The organism is Wolbachia endosymbiont of Listronotus oregonensis (genome assembly GCF_031205055.1).
In the GTDB taxonomy this organism is placed as follows: Bacteria; Pseudomonadota; Alphaproteobacteria; order Rickettsiales; family Anaplasmataceae; genus Wolbachia.
In genome coordinates, this window is sequence record NZ_CP102118.1 from 328,132 (window position 1) to 348,592 (window position 20,461).

Annotated in this window: 17 protein-coding genes, 2 tRNA genes and 3 pseudogenes; 13 read left to right on the forward strand and 9 right to left on the reverse strand. The window is 35.7% G+C overall.

The genetic code is table 11. The features are described from left to right. Positions 1-25 precede the first annotated feature (25 nt). Positions 26-1,216: a WD_0033/WD_0034 family tandem repeat-containing protein gene (locus NMD99_RS01705; protein ID WP_265017533.1), complete on the reverse strand. Its 1,191-nt coding sequence runs from the start codon at positions 1,214-1,216 to the stop codon at positions 26-28. Between the two features lie 543 nt (positions 1,217-1,759). Here NMD99_RS01705 and NMD99_RS01710 point away from each other — a divergent pair. The 5 genes from NMD99_RS01710 to ubiH all read left to right on the forward strand — a co-directional run bounded on the left by NMD99_RS01710 (position 1,760) and on the right by ubiH (position 8,856). Further along, the gene (locus tag NMD99_RS01710; RefSeq protein WP_264732084.1) at positions 1,760-2,944 is read left to right on the forward strand and encodes a dicarboxylate/amino acid:cation symporter; all 1,185 of its coding nucleotides are present in this window, start codon (positions 1,760-1,762) and stop codon (positions 2,942-2,944) included. A 3-nt stretch (positions 2,945-2,947) separates the two neighbouring features. Continuing rightward, a complete protein-coding gene (gene pyrE, locus NMD99_RS01715; RefSeq protein ID WP_309166545.1) occupies positions 2,948-3,544 on the forward strand; it encodes an orotate phosphoribosyltransferase in 597 nt (198 codons plus the stop codon). 105 nt (positions 3,545-3,649) lie between these two features. Beyond that, positions 3,650-5,479 (forward strand): translational GTPase TypA, encoded by a 1,830-nt coding sequence (gene typA, locus NMD99_RS01720; protein WP_253309662.1) that lies wholly within the window; start codon positions 3,650-3,652, stop codon positions 5,477-5,479. Between the two features lie 644 nt (positions 5,480-6,123). Beyond that, the gene (locus NMD99_RS01725; protein ID WP_253309664.1) at positions 6,124-7,134 is read left to right on the forward strand and encodes an Mrp/NBP35 family ATP-binding protein; all 1,011 of its coding nucleotides are present in this window, start codon (positions 6,124-6,126) and stop codon (positions 7,132-7,134) included. A 573-nt stretch (positions 7,135-7,707) separates the two neighbouring features. Next, a complete protein-coding gene (gene ubiH, locus NMD99_RS01730; RefSeq protein ID WP_253309980.1) occupies positions 7,708-8,856 on the forward strand; it encodes a 2-octaprenyl-6-methoxyphenyl hydroxylase in 1,149 nt (382 codons plus the stop codon). Between the two features lie 120 nt (positions 8,857-8,976). Here ubiH and NMD99_RS01735 read toward each other — a convergent pair whose 3' ends face one another. Continuing rightward, positions 8,977-9,978 (reverse strand): gamma-glutamyl-gamma-aminobutyrate hydrolase family protein, encoded by a 1,002-nt coding sequence (locus NMD99_RS01735; RefSeq protein ID WP_309166919.1) that lies wholly within the window; start codon positions 9,976-9,978, stop codon positions 8,977-8,979. 80 nt (positions 9,979-10,058) lie between these two features. Then, positions 10,059-10,131: transfer RNA gene (locus NMD99_RS01740), tRNA-Phe, on the reverse strand. Positions 10,132-10,212: 81 nt separating this feature from the next. Between NMD99_RS01740 and coaD the strand changes: the two genes are divergently transcribed. Together coaD and NMD99_RS01750 are read left to right on the forward strand one after the other, a co-directional pair. Then, complete coding sequence (gene coaD, locus NMD99_RS01745; RefSeq protein ID WP_253309665.1) at positions 10,213-10,719, forward strand: pantetheine-phosphate adenylyltransferase; 507 nt, start codon at positions 10,213-10,215, stop codon at positions 10,717-10,719. 68 nt (positions 10,720-10,787) lie between these two features. Beyond that, positions 10,788-10,979: a zinc-finger domain-containing protein gene (locus NMD99_RS01750; RefSeq protein ID WP_253309666.1), complete on the forward strand. Its 192-nt coding sequence runs from the start codon at positions 10,788-10,790 to the stop codon at positions 10,977-10,979. Positions 10,980-11,003: 24 nt separating this feature from the next. Here the strand turns inward: NMD99_RS01750 and NMD99_RS01755 are convergent, their stop codons facing one another. After that, positions 11,004-11,630 carry a phosphatidate cytidylyltransferase gene (locus NMD99_RS01755; RefSeq protein ID WP_253309667.1) on the reverse strand — a complete coding sequence of 209 codons (627 nt, stop codon included), beginning with the start codon at positions 11,628-11,630 and terminating at the stop codon, positions 11,004-11,006. Then, positions 11,620-12,314: pseudogene (gene uppS / locus NMD99_RS01760) on the reverse strand (polyprenyl diphosphate synthase). The gene NMD99_RS01755 and the pseudogene uppS overlap by 11 nt, the downstream one beginning before the upstream one ends. Before the next feature lie 172 nt (positions 12,315-12,486). Between uppS and NMD99_RS01765 the strand changes: the two are divergent. Further along, complete coding sequence (locus NMD99_RS01765) at positions 12,487-12,699, forward strand: hypothetical protein (protein ID WP_265016780.1); 213 nt, start codon at positions 12,487-12,489, stop codon at positions 12,697-12,699. A gap of 124 nt (positions 12,700-12,823) precedes the next feature. Here NMD99_RS01765 and frr read toward each other — a convergent pair whose 3' ends face one another. The 4 genes from frr to rpsB are packed head-to-tail and all read right to left on the reverse strand — an operon-like array spanning position 12,824 to position 15,823. Continuing rightward, positions 12,824-13,381: a ribosome recycling factor gene (gene frr / locus NMD99_RS01770; RefSeq protein ID WP_164224746.1), complete on the reverse strand. Its 558-nt coding sequence runs from the start codon at positions 13,379-13,381 to the stop codon at positions 12,824-12,826. Positions 13,382-13,388: 7 nt separating this feature from the next. Next, the gene (gene pyrH, locus NMD99_RS01775; RefSeq protein WP_182182811.1) at positions 13,389-14,123 is read right to left on the reverse strand and encodes a UMP kinase; all 735 of its coding nucleotides are present in this window, start codon (positions 14,121-14,123) and stop codon (positions 13,389-13,391) included. Positions 14,124-14,133: 10 nt separating this feature from the next. Then, a complete protein-coding gene (gene tsf / locus NMD99_RS01780; protein ID WP_264732175.1) occupies positions 14,134-14,994 on the reverse strand; it encodes a translation elongation factor Ts in 861 nt (286 codons plus the stop codon). Beyond that, on the reverse strand, positions 14,975-15,823 hold the full coding sequence (rpsB, locus tag NMD99_RS01785; RefSeq protein WP_253309669.1) for a 30S ribosomal protein S2: 849 nt from the start codon (positions 15,821-15,823) through the stop codon (positions 14,975-14,977). The genes tsf and rpsB overlap by 20 nt, the downstream gene beginning before the upstream one ends. A 192-nt stretch (positions 15,824-16,015) precedes the next feature. Here rpsB and NMD99_RS01790 point away from each other — a divergent pair. The 5 genes and pseudogenes from NMD99_RS01790 to NMD99_RS01805 all read left to right on the forward strand — a co-directional run bounded on the left by NMD99_RS01790 (position 16,016) and on the right by NMD99_RS01805 (position 20,345). Further along, positions 16,016-16,092: transfer RNA gene (locus NMD99_RS01790), tRNA-Asp, on the forward strand. Positions 16,093-16,229: 137 nt separating this feature from the next. Continuing rightward, complete coding sequence (yajC, locus tag NMD99_RS01795; RefSeq protein WP_253302548.1) at positions 16,230-16,676, forward strand: preprotein translocase subunit YajC; 447 nt, start codon at positions 16,230-16,232, stop codon at positions 16,674-16,676. Between the two features lie 32 nt (positions 16,677-16,708). Continuing rightward, positions 16,709-18,519, forward strand: a pseudogene (glmS, locus tag NMD99_RS01800) (glutamine--fructose-6-phosphate transaminase (isomerizing)). Positions 18,520-18,723: 204 nt separating this feature from the next. Beyond that, positions 18,724-18,860 (forward strand): annotated as a pseudogene (locus tag NMD99_RS07935) (IS4-like element ISWosp8 family transposase); the annotation flags it as partial. Positions 18,861-19,235: 375 nt separating this feature from the next. Continuing rightward, a complete protein-coding gene (locus NMD99_RS01805) occupies positions 19,236-20,345 on the forward strand; it encodes a WD_0033/WD_0034 family tandem repeat-containing protein (protein WP_265044935.1) in 1,110 nt (369 codons plus the stop codon). Positions 20,346-20,461 lie beyond the last annotated feature (116 nt).

Consider the following 20,461-nt stretch of genomic DNA (forward strand, 5'->3'; position numbering starts at 1 on the left):
TATTAATTTCGGTAGAGCATTTCCTTCACAAACTAGGAAGAGATTTAACATCTAGTTGCTCTACATTTTCCACTTTCTCGAGCTGTGTGCTGGGCTTTAGTGCATCATACAACGCAAAACTTATACACGCTAATCCAACACTTCCCCCAATAATCGCTATGGCATACATTTTCAATATATAAGCTACAACACTACTGACTAGTAACGCCGCACCAACACTACCAGCCAAGATTGCTCGTCTTTGTTGCATTGATGGTTTTTCTTTTTTGTCTGCAGTATTTTCTTTGCTAGATCCATTATCAAAACATGCAGCAGAAGAAAGGCTGTTGGAAGCATTTGGTTCTTGTATGTCAGTTTCTGTTACAGCAGTTTCATTTTTTTCGCATATTCCAGTATTATCAAGCTTTTCTATTGAAGCAGCGATGTGCTCTATAGCTATTGTATTACTTTCATTACTATTTTCGCATGGCTCAAGATATTCATGTTCTATAGATTCTTCAAGACTACTTTTATTACTATTTTCATATGCGTCAGCCGGTGTCTCGATATTACCAATAGTATCTTGAAGCACTTTTTCACTTCTAGCTGTAGTAGTTTTGGCTGTTACAACAGTGGGCTTCTGGGTTGCTCTCCTACTAACAAGTTCTCCGGAGAATTTTAAGATTTCTTCTACAGCCTCACTATTTTTACGTGCTTCAGCATAGGTAAATGGGGTGTAAGTCATTTCCTCGCCATTTGAATGTTTTATCGTTATTCTTTTTTTGACAATCTCTTTCAAGATACCATTTTCCTCAGAGATCTTTAACACTGCTCTAATCATGTCATTGTCTCTACGTGATATAGCATCTGTAAGTATTGTATGAGTTTCTTCCCGACCATCTGAATGTTTTGTGGTTATTTCTTCATTCAGAACTTCCTTTAATAGTTTTTGTTTTTTGGCTTCTTCTAAAAGATCTTTTACAGCTTGATTATTTTTATGACTTATAGCATAATGTAGTAGTGACAATGTCTCCTCTCTACCCTGATACTCGTAAGTTATTTTCGCTAAAAGAATCGTGCTTGCGTTATAGCTGGACTTTTTGAATATTCTATTTCTAAACTTTTCGGCAACACCTTCCCCTTCTTCTATTTTTCTTGCTAGTTTTTGAATATTCTTTCTATCTTTATTTGTTAATTCATATATGTCACATACTAATGTCAATTTTGACGTTTTCATAATGTTTTCCCCTATTAAGATTTATTGATTTAGTGGTAGTAGTTGCAGTTGCTCACCCCCATAAAGTTGGTGCTTTCTTTCAATCAAAGGTATTCTACTGTTTTAAATTCCCTGTAAAGATTTAGCTTATCTTTTACATCTAAACAGCATTAACACGATTTGGCTTTTTGTAGATGAGTAATTCTCTAGGAATTATCCTATTGAATTCTATGATATTATTTTTTGTAACATTGTCTAAAGTGCCCAGACATTGGGATCCAGGAAAGTTTGCTTGCTCACAAGCAAACTAGCATAGAAAAACGTTTTCGATGAGATTGCAGAAAGGCTGGATTCCAGTATCTGGGCACTGCCGTCATAAAGGAACCAGTGTCAACTACTCGGATGATACCTTTTTCTACTTAGTTTGGGTTATGCAAGAAGTCTACTGTCTCCGAATAAACGCATCCTCTTATCTTTTCCTAATTTGTAAAGTTATTTTGTCTATCAATCTGATTCCAAAACAGCAAAATTGTTGTATAATGTTACTTTGAAGTTTTATTTTCAATGCACAAGTTTGCAATACTCTTTTCTATACTGTTTGCAATAGTTGCTTACTATTTAAACAGTGAGATTATATTTGAAATAGCAAAGCTGTTTAGTGACATATTTGTTAGTTTGTTGAAATTAATAAGTTTACCTTTAGTTTTTCTATCAATAGTTTCCACAATTTCAGGACTTAAAGACTCAATCGAAATTAAAACCTTAGTTAAGAAAACACTATTTTATACGCTGCTTACAACTATTATAGCTGCGTTTGTTGCATTATTGTTTTACCTGCTAATAGACCCAGTGAAAAAAAATTTCATATGTAACACGATAGGAAGTTTGGATAATAACAATTACAGTTACTTTTCATACTTAAAATCACTCATTCCTTCGAATTTTGTGCAAGTTTTTCTTGAAAATAACGTTATTGGTAGCATATTGATCGCTTTTTTGATGGGTGGAGCTATTGTTTCACTTTCAAAAGAAAAGCAGGACATATTACATCAAATATTCTCTGCACTTTTCGATACGTTACTTAAAATTGCTCAGGGGTTACTAAAGCTTGTTCCACTTGCTGTGTGGTCTTTTATTACATGTTTTTTGCACGAATTAAAAGGTGGTAGCGAGTTCTACAGTCTTTTATGGTATTTTGTTTGCATAATGTCTGCAAATTTTGTGCAGGCATTTCTGATTTTACCGCTACTTATGTGGTATAAAGGCATATCACCAATTCAAACGCTGAAAGGGGTTATGCCGGCACTCACACTTGCGTTTTTTTCTAAATCATCCAGTGCAACATTGCCAACAACTATAGACTGTGTGCAAAATAAGCTAAAGGTGCCAAAGAAATTGTCGTCCTTTATTTTACCAATATGCACAACAATTAATATGAATGCATGTGCTGCATTTATACTAATCACTGTAATGTTTGTTGCAGAGATGAATGGATGCGCATTTTCCTTAAGCGAAATGTTTATATGGATTTTTTTAGCAACTAGTGCAGCAATTGGTAACGCTGGAGTGCCGATGGGGTGCTATTTTATGGCAACCAGTTATCTCATGTCGATGAATGTTCCTCTGCATATTATGGGACTGATTTTGCCTATTTATACAATCATCGATATGTTTGAAACTGCAATAAACGTGTGGTCTGATATTTGTATCACTCAGATAATTAATAAAGAATGTAATAGTGAAACTTAAAAAATGATATTAGACGAAAACAACCTAATAATAAAAGAATTTAAAGAAGCAGAAGCAATTTTGCATGGGCATTTTCTTTTATCTTCTGGATTGCATAGCAATACATATATACAATGCGCTAAAATTTTTGAAAATCCAAGCAGAGCCATGAAAGTTTGCGCATTACTGGCAGATAAAATAAAAAAAGAATTAAATAGCTCCATAGATTTAATATTATCTCCTGCAATTGGCGGAATAGTTGTAGGTTATGAGATTGGCAGGCAGCTTGGAATAAAGACAATGTTTTGCGAGCGCGTTAATGGCAAGTTTGAATTACGCCGTGGATTTAAGATCAAAAAGGGTGAGAAAATATTACTTATCGAGGATGTGATAACCACAGGCAAATCTTCACTTGAAGCAGTGAAATGTGCAGAAGGGGAGGGAGGTAAAGTCATTGCTGAAGCTTCTCTAATAAAGAGGAATAGTGAAACGAAACTGCCTTTTCCTGTCATATCTTTGATTGAACTGAACATCCAAAACTACAGCGAGGAAGAACTTCCAAGTGAATTAAAACAACTACCCATAACAAAACCTGGGAGTAGAGAATATTTAACAAAGTAATCCTATAATATCTTGGAAACACAGCACTTATACACAGCTTTAGTTATTTACTCCAAGTGTATTTTATGTATACTTATTACTAAATTAATTTTGAAATGATAGAAAATGAACGAATTTAAATCGATCCGTAATATAGCAATAATCGCACACGTTGACCACGGTAAAACTACTTTGCTTGATAACATGTTAAAACAAAGTGGCACGTTCCGTGAGAATCAAGAAGTTCAAGAGCGAGTTATGGATAGTGGCGACCAAGAACGTGAGCGCGGAATTACAATACTTGCAAAATGCACATCAATAATGTGGGGTGATGAAAAAATCAATATTATTGATACGCCAGGGCACGCAGACTTTGGTGGAGAAGTAGAAAGGGTATTGTGCATGGCAGATGGTGTGTTGCTGCTGGTTGACGCTGCGGAAGGTCCCATGCCACAAACTAAATTTGTGTTGTCAAAAGCACTAAAAGCAAATTTGAAGCCAATTGTGATAATCAATAAGGTCGACCGACCAGACAGCAGAATTGATGAAGTATTAAATGAAATATATGAGTTATTTTTTAACCTTGATGCAACCAACGAGCAGCTAGATTTTCCAGTGTTGTATGCTTCAGGTAGAAATGGTTGGTGTGCTAAGGAGCTTTCTGATGAAAGAAAAGATTTAAGCCCATTATTTTCAACGGTTATAGATTATATAAAACCTTCTGTTTATGATCAAAATGCCCCTTTTGCTATGTTGGTCACTCTACTTGAGTCTGATAAGTTTCTTGGCAGAATATTGACAGGAAAGGTTTATCAGGGCGTTGCAAAAGTCAATTCAGATCTTAAGGTACTTGATCTGGACGGTAAAGTAATTGAACGAGGGAGATTAACTAAGTTGCTCTCATTTTCTGGCTTGAAACGTATTCCAGTAGAACAAGCTGTGGCGGGAGACATAATTGCAATTGCAGGACTTGAGAAAGCTTCAGTTTCTGACACTATAGCAGTACCAGAGGTTACAACTGCAGTAAGCTCAACTCCAGTTGATCCGCCGACGATGGCGATTACTCTGAGTGTTAATGATTCACCTTTTGCCGGACAAGAGGGAACAAAGCTTACCTCAACCGTTATAAAGGATCGTTTATATGCAGAAGCAGAAACAAATGTTGCAATTACCGTAACTTTGGCATCAAGTGGTGAAGCGTTTGAAGTAGGTGGACGTGGTGAGCTACAGCTTGGAGTGTTAATTGAAAATATGAGGAGAGAAGGTTTTGAGCTTTCAGTATCACGCCCTCGCGTGCTATTTAAGGAAGAAGATGGCAAAAAACTTGAACCTATAGAGGAAGTAGTAATTGATGTAGATGATGAATATAGTGGAATCATCATGGAAAAACTCAGCTTCCGAAAAGGTGAAGTGACTGACATGAGACCTTCTGGTAATGGTAGGACAAGATTAACGTTTTTAGTGCCATCAAGAGGATTAATTGGTTATCAAGGAGAGTTTTTAACTGATTCTCGGGGCACAGGCATAATTAACCGTTTATTTCATAGTTATGCTCCACATAAAGGTCCAATTTCTGGAAGGCGCAATGGAGTTTTAATTTCTACAGATAAGGGTGAGGCTGTGGCGTATGCAATTTTCAATTTGCAAGACAGGGGAATTATGTTTATCAAGCCACAGGATAAGGTATATTGTGGCATGATTGTCGGCCAGCATAGCCGTGACAATGATTTGGAGATAAACGTGCTAAAAGGTAAGCAATTAACAAACGTAAGAGCTTCAGGTAGTGATGAAGCCATAAAACTCACTCCTCCAAAGATAATGACACTGGAGGATATGATAGCGTATATAGATGATGATGAATTGGTGGAAGTAACTCCAAAATCTATACGTTTACGCAAGAAATTCCTTGATCCAAATGAACGTAAGCGTGCAGGAAGGGCAAAGAATAAGGAGTAGAGGTTTCTTTTTGCAGGTAATTTTCGTAGCAGCGTACTATCTCGCTTGTCAAGCGTTTAAAACATAAAAAACGCCAATATTTTAAAGCGGATAATAACCACGGGGCTTCTTTTGCCTTTTTTTTCATTTGGTAAATTTCTTAATGTTTGTAGCTAAAGTAACTTAGGTTCACCGACAACCGTCATCCCACTACGTGTTAGCGGGATCTATGTTAAGAGATACCGCGAATGAATCGCGGTATGACGGTTCGTGGCGGTATGACGGTTCGTGGCGGTATATTCGTCATCCCGCTACGTGTTAGCGGGATCTATGTTAAGAGATACCGCGAATGAATCGCGGTATGACGTGGGACTGCTGTCATTCCAGTGCTCCTTTTTTGTCATCCCAGTGCGTGACACTGGGATCTAGAAAAAAGAACCAGTGTCAGCTACTTTCATGACATCATCATAAAGTAAACCAGTGTCAAGCTACTTGGATGACAGGAGAAGGGGCTACTTGGATGACAAGAAAGAGGCTACTTTCATGATACTGTCATAAAGTGAACCAGTACTTGGCTTGTGTTCTAGGCAAAACCTGCTATAACATTTAACATACTGTTTCCGAAACAAATGTTCCGCACTGGGATCTGCTATGTAAGAGGTCTAATGATCAACGAAGAAATTGTAAGAGAGAACTTAAAAAAAGTCATAGAGCAAAAAAGCGGTAAAGATGTGATCGCTCTTGGCATAATATCCTCAATCATTATTAAAGGCGGGGACATTGGTTTTGCGCTTGAAGTTGCCGGTAACACGCAAGCAAACGAAGAATTAAGAAGAAATTGTGAGCAAGCTGTTAAAGCTATACCGGGGGTGACAAAAGTGATCGTGGTTGCTACTTGTCAAAAACAAACTGGGCAACAAAAAGCTAAATTACATATCGAAGGAGTGAAAAATATAATCGTTGTGGCCTCTGGTAAAGGCGGTGTGGGCAAGTCCACAGTTGCGCTAAATCTTGCTCTCTCATTAGCAAAGTTGAAACATAAAGTTGCGCTGGTTGATGCAGATATATATGGTCCTTCAATTCCTAAAATGCTTAGCACTGAAAAATTAAAGCCAGAAATACAGGGTGGAAAAGCAATACCTATAGAAAGGTATGGACTGCATACTATTTCAATCGGCTATTTTGTTGACAAGGATCGTGCAGCAATATGGCGCGGACCTATGATCACAAAAGCACTTTATAATCTGCTCATGGGAACAAAGTGGTCCGATATAGAGTATTTGATAGTTGATACACCACCTGGAACTGGCGATGTGCATTTAAGTCTTATGGAAAATTTTAACTTAACCGGGGCGATAATAGTTTCAACTCCACAGGAGCTCTCTTTAATCGATGCTCGCAAAATTTATGATATGCTTAAAAAGCTCAGTATACCGATTATTGGCATTGTGGAAAATATGAGTTATTTCATTCAAAATGACTCAGAAATATACATATTTGGAAAAGACGGCGCAAAAAGAATGTCTGAGGAGCTGGGCATCAAACTATTAGGCAGGATTCCTCTGGATCCACAAATATGTCATGCTTCTGATTGTGGAAATCCTTTAATGCTAAGTGAAGATTTGGCAGAGATTTATGAAGACATTGCTAAAGATGTTATAGCTAAAGTGGATTAGGTTTACCTATAATTTGAAAAACCGTCATTCCGCTACTAGTTAGCGGAATTTATACCGCGAATGAATCCACAACTGTACGAACATTGTCTACCAGAAGGGTGTCATCCCAGTCTGGGATCCAGGAATTTTATTAAGTATAAAAATAGCTGTTTTATGTTAAAATACAACGTTTTGATGATTATGGAAAGGCTGGATTCCAGACTGGAATGACATCATCCTTTTTCTGAATTCCAGTGTCAGCTACTTCCATGACATCATTATAAAGTAAAATGAGATCCCAGTGTCACGCACTGGGATGACAAGAAAGGGCTACTGGGATGACAAGAAAGGGCTACTGGGATGACAAGAAGAGGGCTACTGGGATGACAGGGGAGTTGCCTTTTTTCTACTTAGTTTGGGTTATGCAAGAAATCTAATATGATTACTTCTATGCTTAGCCATTTTCAAGACAGGTTCTAAGAGACTTAATTTGTATATAGGAAAACCTTAAAGTCTTTTACTCATAGTATACAAAGTTTGTTTAAACTATTTTCAAAATAGATAAAATATAATTTTACAATTAGCGTGAATAAAATGAATTATGATGTAATCATTTCAGGTGGTGGGTTACTTGGTCTTATTACTGCAATTGGCCTCAGTTGTGACTCTGTGTCTGTAGCTGTGATTGAAAAAAATAGTCTACCACGTGTAGTAGATGACAACCGAGCATTTGCTATTTCTCAAGGCTCGAAAAAAATATTGGAAAAATTAGGGATTTGGCAGTTTATAGAAAGCGAAGCTGAGCCAATACTTGATATATGCATATTAGATGCGGTTACTGTGCATTACAATCATAAAATGGTTGGTGAAGAACCAATGGGTTATGTTATTAACAATGCTACTATATGGAATGCAATCAACAATAATTTTCTGAATAAACTAAATATATACTCTCCACATTCCTATAAAACAATTGCTTGTGATTCAGGATATGTGGAAGTTATTCTTGATAATAACCAGGAATTAATATCATCGCTACTTATCTGCGCTGAAGGCAAAAACTCTAAACTACCAGAGTTATTTTCTATACCGACAGTGAAATTTGATTATAAACAAAGTAGCATAGTATTTAATGTAAAGCATGAACTGCATCACCAAAACTTAGCTGTAGAGCGTTTTTTTCCTGGCGGTCCATTTGCAATTCTACCGATGAAGGGTGGCTATACTTCTTCGATAGTTTGGACAGAAAAATCTGGAATTTCAAAAATGCTAATGGATCTGTCTGAAGAAGAATTTATTATAGAGCTCAAAAAAAGATTTGGTTCTTATTTAGGAGAGATAAAATTAGAGGGTGAAAGAAAACTTTATCCTTTAAGTTTTGTTTTCGCAAAAAAGTTATATAAGGGTAGAGTTTTGCTTATCGGCGATGCAGCACATTCAATTCATCCAGTTGCAGGTCAAGGGCTTAATCTTGGAATTAGAGATGTAGAAAGTGTTATAAAGCACATAGTTGCTGCAAAAGCATCTGGTATTGATGTTGGCAGTAGTTATTTATTAAAGAAAATTTCACGTAACAGATACTTTGATAATTTTACAATGGCGCTTGCAACTGATGGATTAAATAGGATGTTCTCCAACAGAATATTCTGCGCTAAAGCACTAAGAAATCTTGGCTTGATTGCAGTTGAAAATTCAAATTTTCTCAAAAAAAGCTTCATTCGGCATGCTATGGGATTTATATAAACTACTATTTTATAGCTAATGCAAGTCATACCGCCGCGGTATCTCTAGATCCCGCTAACAAGCAGCGGGATGACGAATTTGTCGTTTATCAAATCGTTGGTAAATCTAAAGCTATAGCCATTAAGCACGATAAAGAAAATCATTTATAATCGCTATAGCAACTAGTGTAGACACTTGACGTTCCTTGTGATTTGATAAATAGAGGTTTTTATCTGATTTTACAACAAGAGCTTCTGGATGACATTGAAAGTAAATATTACCGTGCTTATCTTCAATAGCCTCTATTACCCCATCACTGGAAAATGCTGCAACTTTATATCCAAGTAACTCCAATTTTCTTCTATTTTCTGGTGTATTACTTACTGCCCCTGAATGAGCATCTGGAAAATATGTTGAAAACCAGCCATTTTCATTAGGTATTAAGAATTTAGCTACTAATTCCGCTAAACGACTGTTTGGAACGATCTTTATCTGCTCGAGAGGTGCATCCTCTTTATGTGGATTAGATGCTGATTTTAAATGAGATCTTCGCTTCTCTTCATCACTCACAACACTCACTACTTCAATTCCCTTTGCATTCATTATGCCTTCACATATGCCAAGTAAATGAATTGCAGGGTTATCATCCACTATTTTTGCAATTGCTTCAGTAACAAGCTGGCGACAAGGAGTGGGTGCTGAGTGTAAATTATCCGGAATAAATATTCTATTTATTTTGTGCTCTTTAATAAACTTTGCAACTTCAATTTTTATTCGGTCTAATGTCAGCTTCTTTGCCAATGTTTCATCTTGTTTTGCGAGATTAAGTGACTCTGTCTGAATTTTTTTAAGGCTAATTATCTTATTATAATCAATCAGTACAGTCTTAACCCTAAAGTTATTAAACATCTCGTAGATATTTTGAGATAGCCCAAGCTCATGTGCTTCTTCCGTTTTCAACAAACCAACAACTATGTCATTATTTACTGTATTTTCTGCCGTCAAGGCAGTTGACGCTGGTTCTTCTTTTCTGGTTACATGTTGAGATGCCGGTTTTTCACTAACGCCAGCATAAGTAATATTGCTTAATAATAGAACTATAATTAATAAGATCTTAAATACTTTATTGTAATATTTATACACCATAACTTGCCTCTCTAATATTTATATTACGATATAGAGTATTTTATAACAAAAAGGCAAATTTGCCAAGAAAGAGAAGGTGGCCTGAGCAGGAATCGAACCAGCGACACAAGGATTTTCAGTCCTTTGCTCTACCAACTGAGCTATCAGGCCAACTGTATACTTTCATTTTTAGATAAAAAATGTTATTATGTCTATCAAAAGTTTTTAAAGTAGTTTATATAAAAATAAAGGATGAACATTAATAACAGAATAGGAATCTACCCTGGCACATTTGACCCTATAACTTTTGGGCATATTGACATAATCAAAAGAGCGTGTAAACTAGTCGATAAATTAATAATAGGAGTTGCAGAAAACGTTAATAAGCATGTTGCCTTTGACACAAAGCTACGCACAAGCATGGCTGAAAGTGAAATCAAAGGGCTAGGAATTGATGCAGATGTTATATCTTTTAATGGGTTGCTAGTGAAGTTTGCCAAAGAGCAGAATGCTTCTGTTATTATTAGAGGATTAAGAGCAGTATCGGATTTTGATTACGAGTTTCAAATGAGTTGGGTAAATTATAAACTTCTTCCTGAAATCGAAACCATATTTCTTCCTGCTTCTGAAGATACTCAATTTATCTCATCAAGTTTTGTAAAGGAAATAGCAAGATTAGGAGAAGATGTTAGCAAATTTGTATCAAAAGGCGTTCAAAACGAATTGATTAACCTGAATAGGATAAAAAATGGAGAATAGTGCTTGTTGTTTTTTATTTCTGAATGGGTATATTCAATATATAAAATGTTATAAGCTAAAGGAGTAGCATGTCAAAAGTGAGGGTTAATAATAGAAAAGTTTGTTGTCATGGTGATGAGAATAATGAGGGTTCCGGCCATCCATTAATATATTTAGATATGGGAGAAGAAGAGGAAATAGCCTGCCCTTATTGTGAAAAGACGTTTGTCCATGACTGTACTGTAGAAGCGGTTGGGGAGCTGACTAGGGATGACCTCTAATGGCACTTTGTTTCTTCTGCAGACTTAGCTTATGTAAATAGCAAGAAGAGGGGCAGTAAAAATGAAACTATCCATACGATCGAGCACTCCTCCATGGCCAGGTATCATACTTCCACTATCTTTAACACCGTAAGCTCTTTTAACAAGCGACTCAGTGAAATCGCCAAGTTGCGCTAGAATAGCGATTGCAAGGCCAATGATTGGAGAATAAAAAATTGAAAATAGACCAAAAAATATTGATCCAAAAATTGTGCACACTACTCCAGCTAAAATCGCACCAAGAAGTCCTGTCCAAGTTTTTCCAGGGCTAAGAATTGGGCAAATTTTAGCTCCACCAAAATTCTTACCAAATAGGTAGGCAGTAATGTCAATTCCCCAAATGGTTAAGACGAACCATACTAATGCGTATTTTCCCTGTGGTAGGTTATATAAATATATTAATGAGGCGCTTGGTAGTGCAATCAATAATAATGCGAAAACGTATAAAATTTTGTTTCCTTGGGTTAGATTATACCATTCAAAAGAAGATAAAACTGCTATTGAAAAAATCAATAGGTAAAACGATAAATCACTGAAATATGTAGCAAAGGAAAATATGAATAATATTACTATTGAGGACAACATTCTAATTATAAAATTATTATCTACCATATTTTTTCTCTCTTTTTTATAATCTTCTAATGCTTTACTCAAATCTTGACAAGAAAAATCAGGCCATAAAGTATCACAAAAATACAATTCAGCATAAGCTGCTTGCCATAATAAAAAGTTGCTTAATCTTTTTTCGCCGCCAGTGCGAATTAATAAATCCAATTTTGGCAGATCTTTAGTATACAGAAATTTTTCAAATTCCTCTTCTGATACATAAGCAATATTTTCTTTTATAATATTGCTTATAGCTTGTGTAATTTCTTGCTTTGCTCCGTAACTGACTGCCACAGTGAGTAATAAACCATCGTTCTTATGTGTCATTTCTTCTGCTTTTTTAATTTGATCCAATATTTTACTGGATAACAGACTTAAATTGCCAATAAAATTCAACTTAATGTTACAGTTGCAAATGAAATTGACTTTATCTTCATTAGTTAAAACGGAGTAAAATAAATCAAATAGACAGTCAGTTTCGTTTTTGGGTCTAAGCCAATTCTCCATAGAGAATGCATACAAAGTTAAGTAGGGTATGGTTAGGTCCGTACAATACTTGGCAATATCGTATGCAACTTCACTGCCCTTTTTATAACCATCAATTTTTACCTTTCCTTGATTGTTCGCCCATCTACCATTACCATCCATAATAATTGCTAAATGTTTCGGTAAAGATTCTTGATTCAACATTTAAAGTTCACCTAAACCACCCGATATCATCTGAGTGCTTAACATATCACTGTACAAAAATAGTGATTTAGTAGCAATCTCTACTTGAAAGGTGTCATCCCAGTAGCCCTTTTCCTGTCATCCCAGTGCGTGACACTGGGATCTAAGTATAAAAATATTTGCAAATTATGCAATGAACAACAGATTCTTGGGGCATATAATGTCCATGATGAAAATAAGATGTATCCCAGTGTCACGCACTGGGATGACAGGAAAGAGGGAAATGGATAACAGATTCTTAGAGCATATAATGTCCATGATGAAAATAAGATGTATCCCAGTGTTACGCACTGGGATGACAGGGAAAAAAGGCACTGGGATGACAAAAAAGAGGACACTGGAATGACATCATTTACTGTATAATACTGTGCAATATTGCAACGTTCATACAGTTGTGTGTCGACTACCTCCATGACACCTTTGCATATAATTTTTTCTTTTTCACTACTGAAGGTTTCTTTCATATTACCTTAGTGATGCAATATATCCTTTTCTTTGATGGACAATTCACCATCAATCTTTTTTATATTATCATCAGTAATATTTTGTATTTCCTTCTTAGCACCATGAAAATCATCTTCTGAGATCTCCTTATTTCCCTTCATTTTCTCTATTTCTTCCATAACATCTCTGCGTATATTTCTGATGGCAATCCGCGCATTTTCAGAAAACTGATGCAATAATTTTACTAATTTTTCACGGGTTTCTTGTGTTAAATCCGGAAGAGCTATACGTATGGTATTGCCCTCAACAACAGGATTTAAATTCAAGTTGGCATTTAATATAGCATTTTTCACTTCACCTACAACATTAATATCCCAAACTTTAATTGATAGGGTTTTGTTATCTATAACTGAAACGCCTGCAACCTGATTTAACTTTTGATGTCCACCATAGATATTTACAACTATACCATCAAGCAACGATGCGCTAGCTCTACCAGTGCGTACGCCTTTAATATCATCATGAAAGGACTGAATAGTTTTTAGCATTCTTTCTTTTGTTTTAGCTTTTATTTCATTTAACATAAATTACCTACTGTTTACAATCTGAAACTATAGTATAAGTACCTTGACCCTTAATAATATTGACTATTTTTTCTCCCTTCAAAGAAAAAACTATAATTGGAATAGAATTCTCACGAGCAAGTGAAATTGCTGATGCATCCATAACTTTTAAATCACGAGTCAATAAATCCGTGTAAGAAAGCCTATCATACATTACAGCATCCTCATTTTTTTTTGGATCAGCGGAGTATACACCATTTACTTGTGTACCCTTTAGAATAACATCACAATTCATTTCAACAGCACGTAAGGCTGCAGCTGTATCTGTAGTAAAAAATGGGTTGCCTGTGCCTGCTGCAAAAATTACCACTCTACCTTTTTCTAAATGACGAATAGCTTTCCTTCTTATGTAAGGTTCACATACAGTGGCCATGGGTATTGCAGATAATACCCTAGAAGCTACTAAATTTTTTTCTAAAAAGTTTTGTAAAATTAAAGCATTGATTATAGTTGCAAGCATTCCAATATAATCACTGCTTGCTCTTTCACAGCCACTTAAAGACGCAGATGCGCCACGAAAGATATTACCACCACCAACAACAATACATACCTGAACTCCAAGCCTGTTAACATCAGCTATATCTTTGCATAATTGGCTTATTATTCCCATATCATGGCCAAAAGACTGTGACCCCATCAAAGCTTCACCAGAGATCTTCAATAACACTCTAGAGTATTTTACTTTATCTGCTAAGGAAGACATTTCTTGCCATTTAGTTTGCACTGCCCAAAACAAGTAACTTGTAATCAGATAATTTAATAGCACTCACCTCGCTTGATTTTATAAAATCAGAAACCTTCATTTTATCATCTTTTATGAACTTTTGTTCTAGTAAAACAACTTCTTCATAGTACTTAGCCATTCGTCCATCTACTATTTTTTTTGCTACTTCTTCAGGTTTATTTAAGCTCCTTACTTGCTCTTCAATTATAGAACGTTCATTTTTCAACTTCATTTGATCTAAATCATCTATAGACAAAGCTTCAGGCTTCATAGCAACTATGTGCATCGCTATTTGTTTTCCAATTTCCTGTAACTTTGCCTTATCACCGGGTGATTGCAATGCAACTAAAGCGCCAGTTTTACCTAAACCACGTACATCACCGTGTACATAACCAGCAACAACTCCATCCTTAGTCTCTAGGTAACAAAGCTTGCTCAACTCTAACTTTTCACCAAGAACTGACGTACCATTCATAATAGCTTCCTGCACTGTGCCAATGCTTTCATACTTGGCATTTTTTAACTCATCAACGCTGATACAGCGTTCTTGATGAGCAATTGATGCTAAATTTGAAACTAACTCTATAAATTTCTCATTCCTTGCAACAAAATCGGTTTCGCAATTGAGTTCAACCAATGCACCATAATTTTCAGTCAAACACATAGCAACGAGCCCATCTGAAGCTACTCTATCAGATTTTTTGTCAGCTTTAGCAAGACCTATTGTACGCAACTTATCAACGGCTTTCTTGATGTCACCATCACATTCTTCTAATGCTTTTTTACAGTCACTTAAGCCAAGCCCTGTCCTATCACGTAATTCCCTTATATTATCTGGATTCATCTTCATTTGTTACTACCTCCCTTTCTTCTTCTTTGTAAACTTTACTACGTTTCCTTTTAGTTTGCACAATACTATCTTCTTTTTCTTGAATAAACTCATCACCTTTTATATTATCAATCTTAACTCCAGATCTTGCTAGACTAGACTCTATTCCAGCTAATATAGAGTCGGTAGCTAATTTACAATAGAGCTCTATTGATTTTCTTGAGTCATCATTTCCAGGTATTAGATAAGTAATATCATCTGGATCAGAATTAGTATCAAGTATTGCAACTATTGGAATTCCTAACTTTTTAGCCTCCTTAACCGCAATATGCTCTTTATTAGTATCAATGATGAATAAGATATCAGGAATTGCTCCCATTTCTCTAATACCACCAAGCGCCTTATCAAGCTTTTGCTTTTTCTTTTCAATGTTCCCCAATTCTTTCTTTGTTAAAATGCTATCCTCGTCATTTAATATTTTCTCATATTGTATCAAGGTTTTTATCGAAGAAGAAACAGTGCCCCAATTAGTAAGCATACCACCAAGCCATCGATGATTCACATAATATTGACCACAACGAATCGCTTCACTTGCAATAATATCAAAAGCTTGAAACTTTGTACCAACAAATAGAATGCGACCACCTTGAGATGCAACGTCATATAAAGCCTTCATGGCCACCTGTAGCAATGGTAATGTTTTTCGCAAGTCAATTATATGTATACGATTTTCTTGATGCACTCCATATATGTATGGAGCCATTTTTGCGTTCCAGCGACTAATTTTGTGACCAAAATGTACACCAGATTCGGCTAAATCACGCACAGTGACTTCAGGCAAATTTGTCATATATCATTCCTCCAAATAGTTTATCTTCCATGGCATAACCCTAATGGGACTACTTGTACAAGCCATGTGTGAAATTAAATTATTTACATAGTAATAGAAAAGACAGCAAAGCGCAAACAAAAAATATTGACAAAGGGCAACATGTTTATTAGCTTTAAAGTCGAAGCCTGAAAACGCTAAAAAGAAATTAGGGGGGGTGTAGCTCAGTTGGTTAGAGCGCATGCCTGTCACGCATGAGGTCGTGAGTTCAAGTCTCATCACTCCCGCCATAGTGGTTTTAGCATAATCTAAAATCCGCAATATTATTGCCGGTATTTAGAAACGTTTTCACCAGACTTGACATGGCATGGTATTGTAATTAATACTTAAATAGGTTTGTTTTTATCATTAACAATTAGGATTAAATATGCTCATTTCTGAAGTTTTTGCAGCAGATGCAACTAGCAATGCATCAAGTATCGGCGCATCTTTTGCTAGTTTTATTCCATTGATTTTAATATTTGTGGTATTTTATTTTCTTATTATTCGCCCAAACCACAAAAAACTAAAAGAACATAGAAAAATTATAGATCAAATAAAACGTGGTGATACAGTCATTACTTCTGGCGGGATAATAGGTGAAGTTAATAAAGTTGATGAGGCAAATGCACAATTTATAATAGAAATAGCACCAAAAGTTGAGGTGAAAGTCCTAAAGTCCGCTATATCTGAAGTTTTAAACAAAGAAACTCAAAAAGTGGCAGCTAAACCAATTGAAAAAGGCAAAATCGAAAAGAGTGATAAAAAGAATAAAAATCAACCACCAGAGGAAAGTAAAAAGGGAAAAGATGATAAAGGCAAAAATGCTGCATAACTTTAAAAGAAAGTTCATTTGGTGATCCATTTGTGTGCGGAATATTTGGTGTAGTAAGTAGCGGTGATTCAGTAATACCAACTTTACTAACTGGGTTGCAAAAATTGGAATATAGGGGATATGATTCCTCAGGTATAGCAATCATAAATAACGAAGGCGAGATAGAAGTCAAAAAATCAGAAGGTAAAGTTAAAAGATTGTATGAAGTTGTTGATGAAAGCAAGATGTCTCACAGTACAGTTGGTATAGCACATACTCGCTGGGCTACACATGGAGTTCCAGGCCTTAAAAATGCTCATCCCATTCATACAAATAATGTTGTTGTTGCTCATAACGGCATAATTGAGAATTACAATCTGCTAAAAAGGGTCTAGAAGAAAGGGGAATGTTATTCCATACTGATACTGACACAGAGATCATACCAAATATGCTAACCTTATATCTTGATGAAGGATTGTCGCCAGTTGATTCTCTATTTAAGTGTTTAAACAACTTACATGGCTCATTTGCCTTGGTCTTATTATTTGCAGAATATCCAGATGCCTTATTTGTTGCGAAGAGAAATTTGCCTTTAGCAATAGGCTATAACTGTAACACAGTGTTTGCTGCATCTGACTCTAATGCTTTAAGTGCATTTGTGGAAAGAATATCGTATTTGGAAGATGGTGACATTGCAGTGATAAAATCTAGTGGAGTTAGTATATACAACAATGGTACACAAGTTAAACGTAGTATAGAAAATAGTAGTCCAAGTGATTTTCTAATTAGCAAAAATGGGTATCCTAGCTTCATGTTAAAAGAGATTTTTGAGCAACCGCGTGCATTAAACAAAACAATAAATCAATTTTACAAGCAATATAAAGAGGTCAACAAAAAATTGTTTTCTGAGCGGAGTTACATTACTATAGTTGGATGCGGATCATCTTATTTTGCCGGGCTAATAGCAAAATATTGGCTGGAAAGTGTCGCTCAAGTTCGAGTATATCTAGAAATCTCATCAGAATTTAGGTATAGCAACGTCAAGCTAGAAGAAGGCAGCATTGGGTTATTCATCTCTCAATCTGGCGAAACTGCAGATACCATAGAAGCGCTGCGTTATGCGAAATCACAGAAGCAAACAATCATTAGTATAACTAACACATTTAACAGCAGCATTGAAAAGATCTCAGATATTGTGTTACATACTCTTGCTGGGCCAGAAATTGGTGTTGCTTCAACAAAAACCTTTTCTGCGCAACTTGCAACTTTAGCATGCTTTGCCGTGGAGCTTGGAAAAATAAAAGGTATACTGGGTGGAGAGAGAATAAAACAGCTAAGCAGTGCTATCAATTCTATTCCCGAGTATGTTGAGCACGTTTTGAATGTGATGCAAATACAACATATATCAGGTAGTATATTAGAGCACAATAACGTTATTTTAATTGGCAGAGGAAGTTCATACGGAGTTGCAATGGAAGGTGCATTGAAGATAAAAGAGCTTTCATACATCAATACAATTGGTATTGCAGCGGGAGAAATGAAGCACGGTTCTATTGCTTTAATAGACTCTACTGTGCTTGTTATAGCAATTATCCCTTATGATAGTTTATTCTTTAAAACGCTATCTAATATACAAGAGATTATTGCAAGAAAAGGCAAAGTAATTGCCTTCAGTGATAAGCAAGGAGCGCCATTCCTAAGGGGAGTTTGCGCAGATGTGGTGCAACTTCCAGACACTGATAATTTTATCTCTCCTATCATCTATAGTGTTGCTATGCAATTCCTTGCTTACTATACTGCAGCAAAAAAAGGGTTAGATGCCGATTGTCCAAGAAATTTAGCTAAGTCTGTCACGGTTGAGTAGTCCATTTAAAGTTAAAGCTAGACTTCTAATTAAGGTAACCGTTCACTCAATGGCGTCAACTTAAGGAAAAATGTCTGCGATTGTGTGTAAAATTTCTCTCTAAAATTTTTACCATTAAATTACCCAAAAGCTGCAATAAACAGCACTTTTGTTTCTGTTTTATTTCAACAAAGAAGTCTAAAATGTGTCCTTTTTAGGTGAAACATGCAAAAAGGGAAAAATCTTATTTTACAAATTAAAAATACAATATACTCGAAAACTTTTCAGAAGATCCATTTTGTTGGAAAAAAAGTTTCACACGCACAAGAAAACTTCCTTTTACGACAGTATTAGACTTCCTGCATAACCAATAACGAACTTTTATTGGGAATAGAGACGAAAAAACCTACTTGACAAACTCCGCCAGCCCCCCTTATCATGATATTGAAGGTATTCATTTATCTTCAATCTGTGCAGATTAAACGACAACAGACTCTTGTTTCAATGTTAAACAAAATACCATAGAACTCAAGAAGACAATTCCTAGAAAATTTCTACATCCAAAAAAAGGCAAATCGTCTTAATGCTGTTTCAATGTAAAAGATAAGCTAAATTTTTACAAGGAAAACATTTCAAGCAGCAAGACACCTTTGATTGAAAAAGAGCACCAAATTTATGGAGCGAGCAACTGCAACTACTACAACTAAATCAATAAATCTTAATAGGGGAAAAACATTATGAAAACGTCAAAACTGACATTAGTATGTGATATATATGAGTTAACAAATAAAGATGGAAAGAATATTCAAAAGCTAGCAAGAGAAATAGAGGAAGGGAAAGGTATTGCTGGAAGGTTCAGAAATGGAATATTTAAAAAATCCAGCTATAACGTAAGCACGATTCTTTTAGCAAAAATAACTTACAAGTATCAGGGTAGAGAGGAGACATTATCACTACTACATTATGCTATAAGTCATAAAAATAATCAAGCTGTAAAAGATCTTTTAGAAGAAGCCAAAAAACAAAAACTATTAAAGGAAGTTCTGAATGAAGAGATGACCACAAAACATTCAGATGGTCGGGAAGAAATTCATACAATACTTACAGATGCTATATCACGTAGAGACAATGACATGATTAGAGCAGTGTTAAAGATCTCTGAGGAAAATGGTATCTTGAAAGAGATTGTCAAAAAAAGAATAACGATAAAACATTCAAATGGCGAGGAAATGACTTACACCCCATTTACCTATGCTGAAGCACGTAAAAATAGTGAGGCTGTAGAAGAAATCTTAAAATTCTCCGGAGAACTTTTTAATAAGAGAGCAACCCAGAAGCCCACTGTTGTAACAGCCAAAACTACTACAGCTAAAGATGAAAATAGTAAGGAAGTGCATGAAGTATGTAAATATAGTGTAATAAATATAGAGCATAAAGATGCTACTCACGTAATTGATAAAGCTACAGAAACTGACACTAAATTATGTAATATAAATAGTGAAGATCTTCAACCTATATGTGAAAGCAGCGAAGAAGTGCAAAATGATTCAACTACTGTAGAGCCAACTTCCGTTGATAGAGCTGACAGCCCATCTTTCGCTGAGCCATGTAGTGGATCTGGCAACACTGTGACCCTCAACACGGCAAAGACAGGCAATCGTAGCAGGTATTGTTGGCACAGCGTTATTGGTGAGCGGTGTTGTATTTTATGTTTTGAAAATCGATGTCACAGTAGCAGTAGCTGTGGGAGTAGTTGGATTGGTGTGTATGAGCTTTGCGCTGTACAATATCATAAACCCCAACACCAAGCTCGAGAAAGTGGAAGATATAGAACAGCTAATTGTTGAGTCTTCTTTGAATCCAACATAAAAGTGTATATTCAAAAAATCATAATCATCAAGAAAATAATTTCTTAAGAAGAATCTCTAAATTATTAACTCAATATTTATTTCCCTGCTATTTC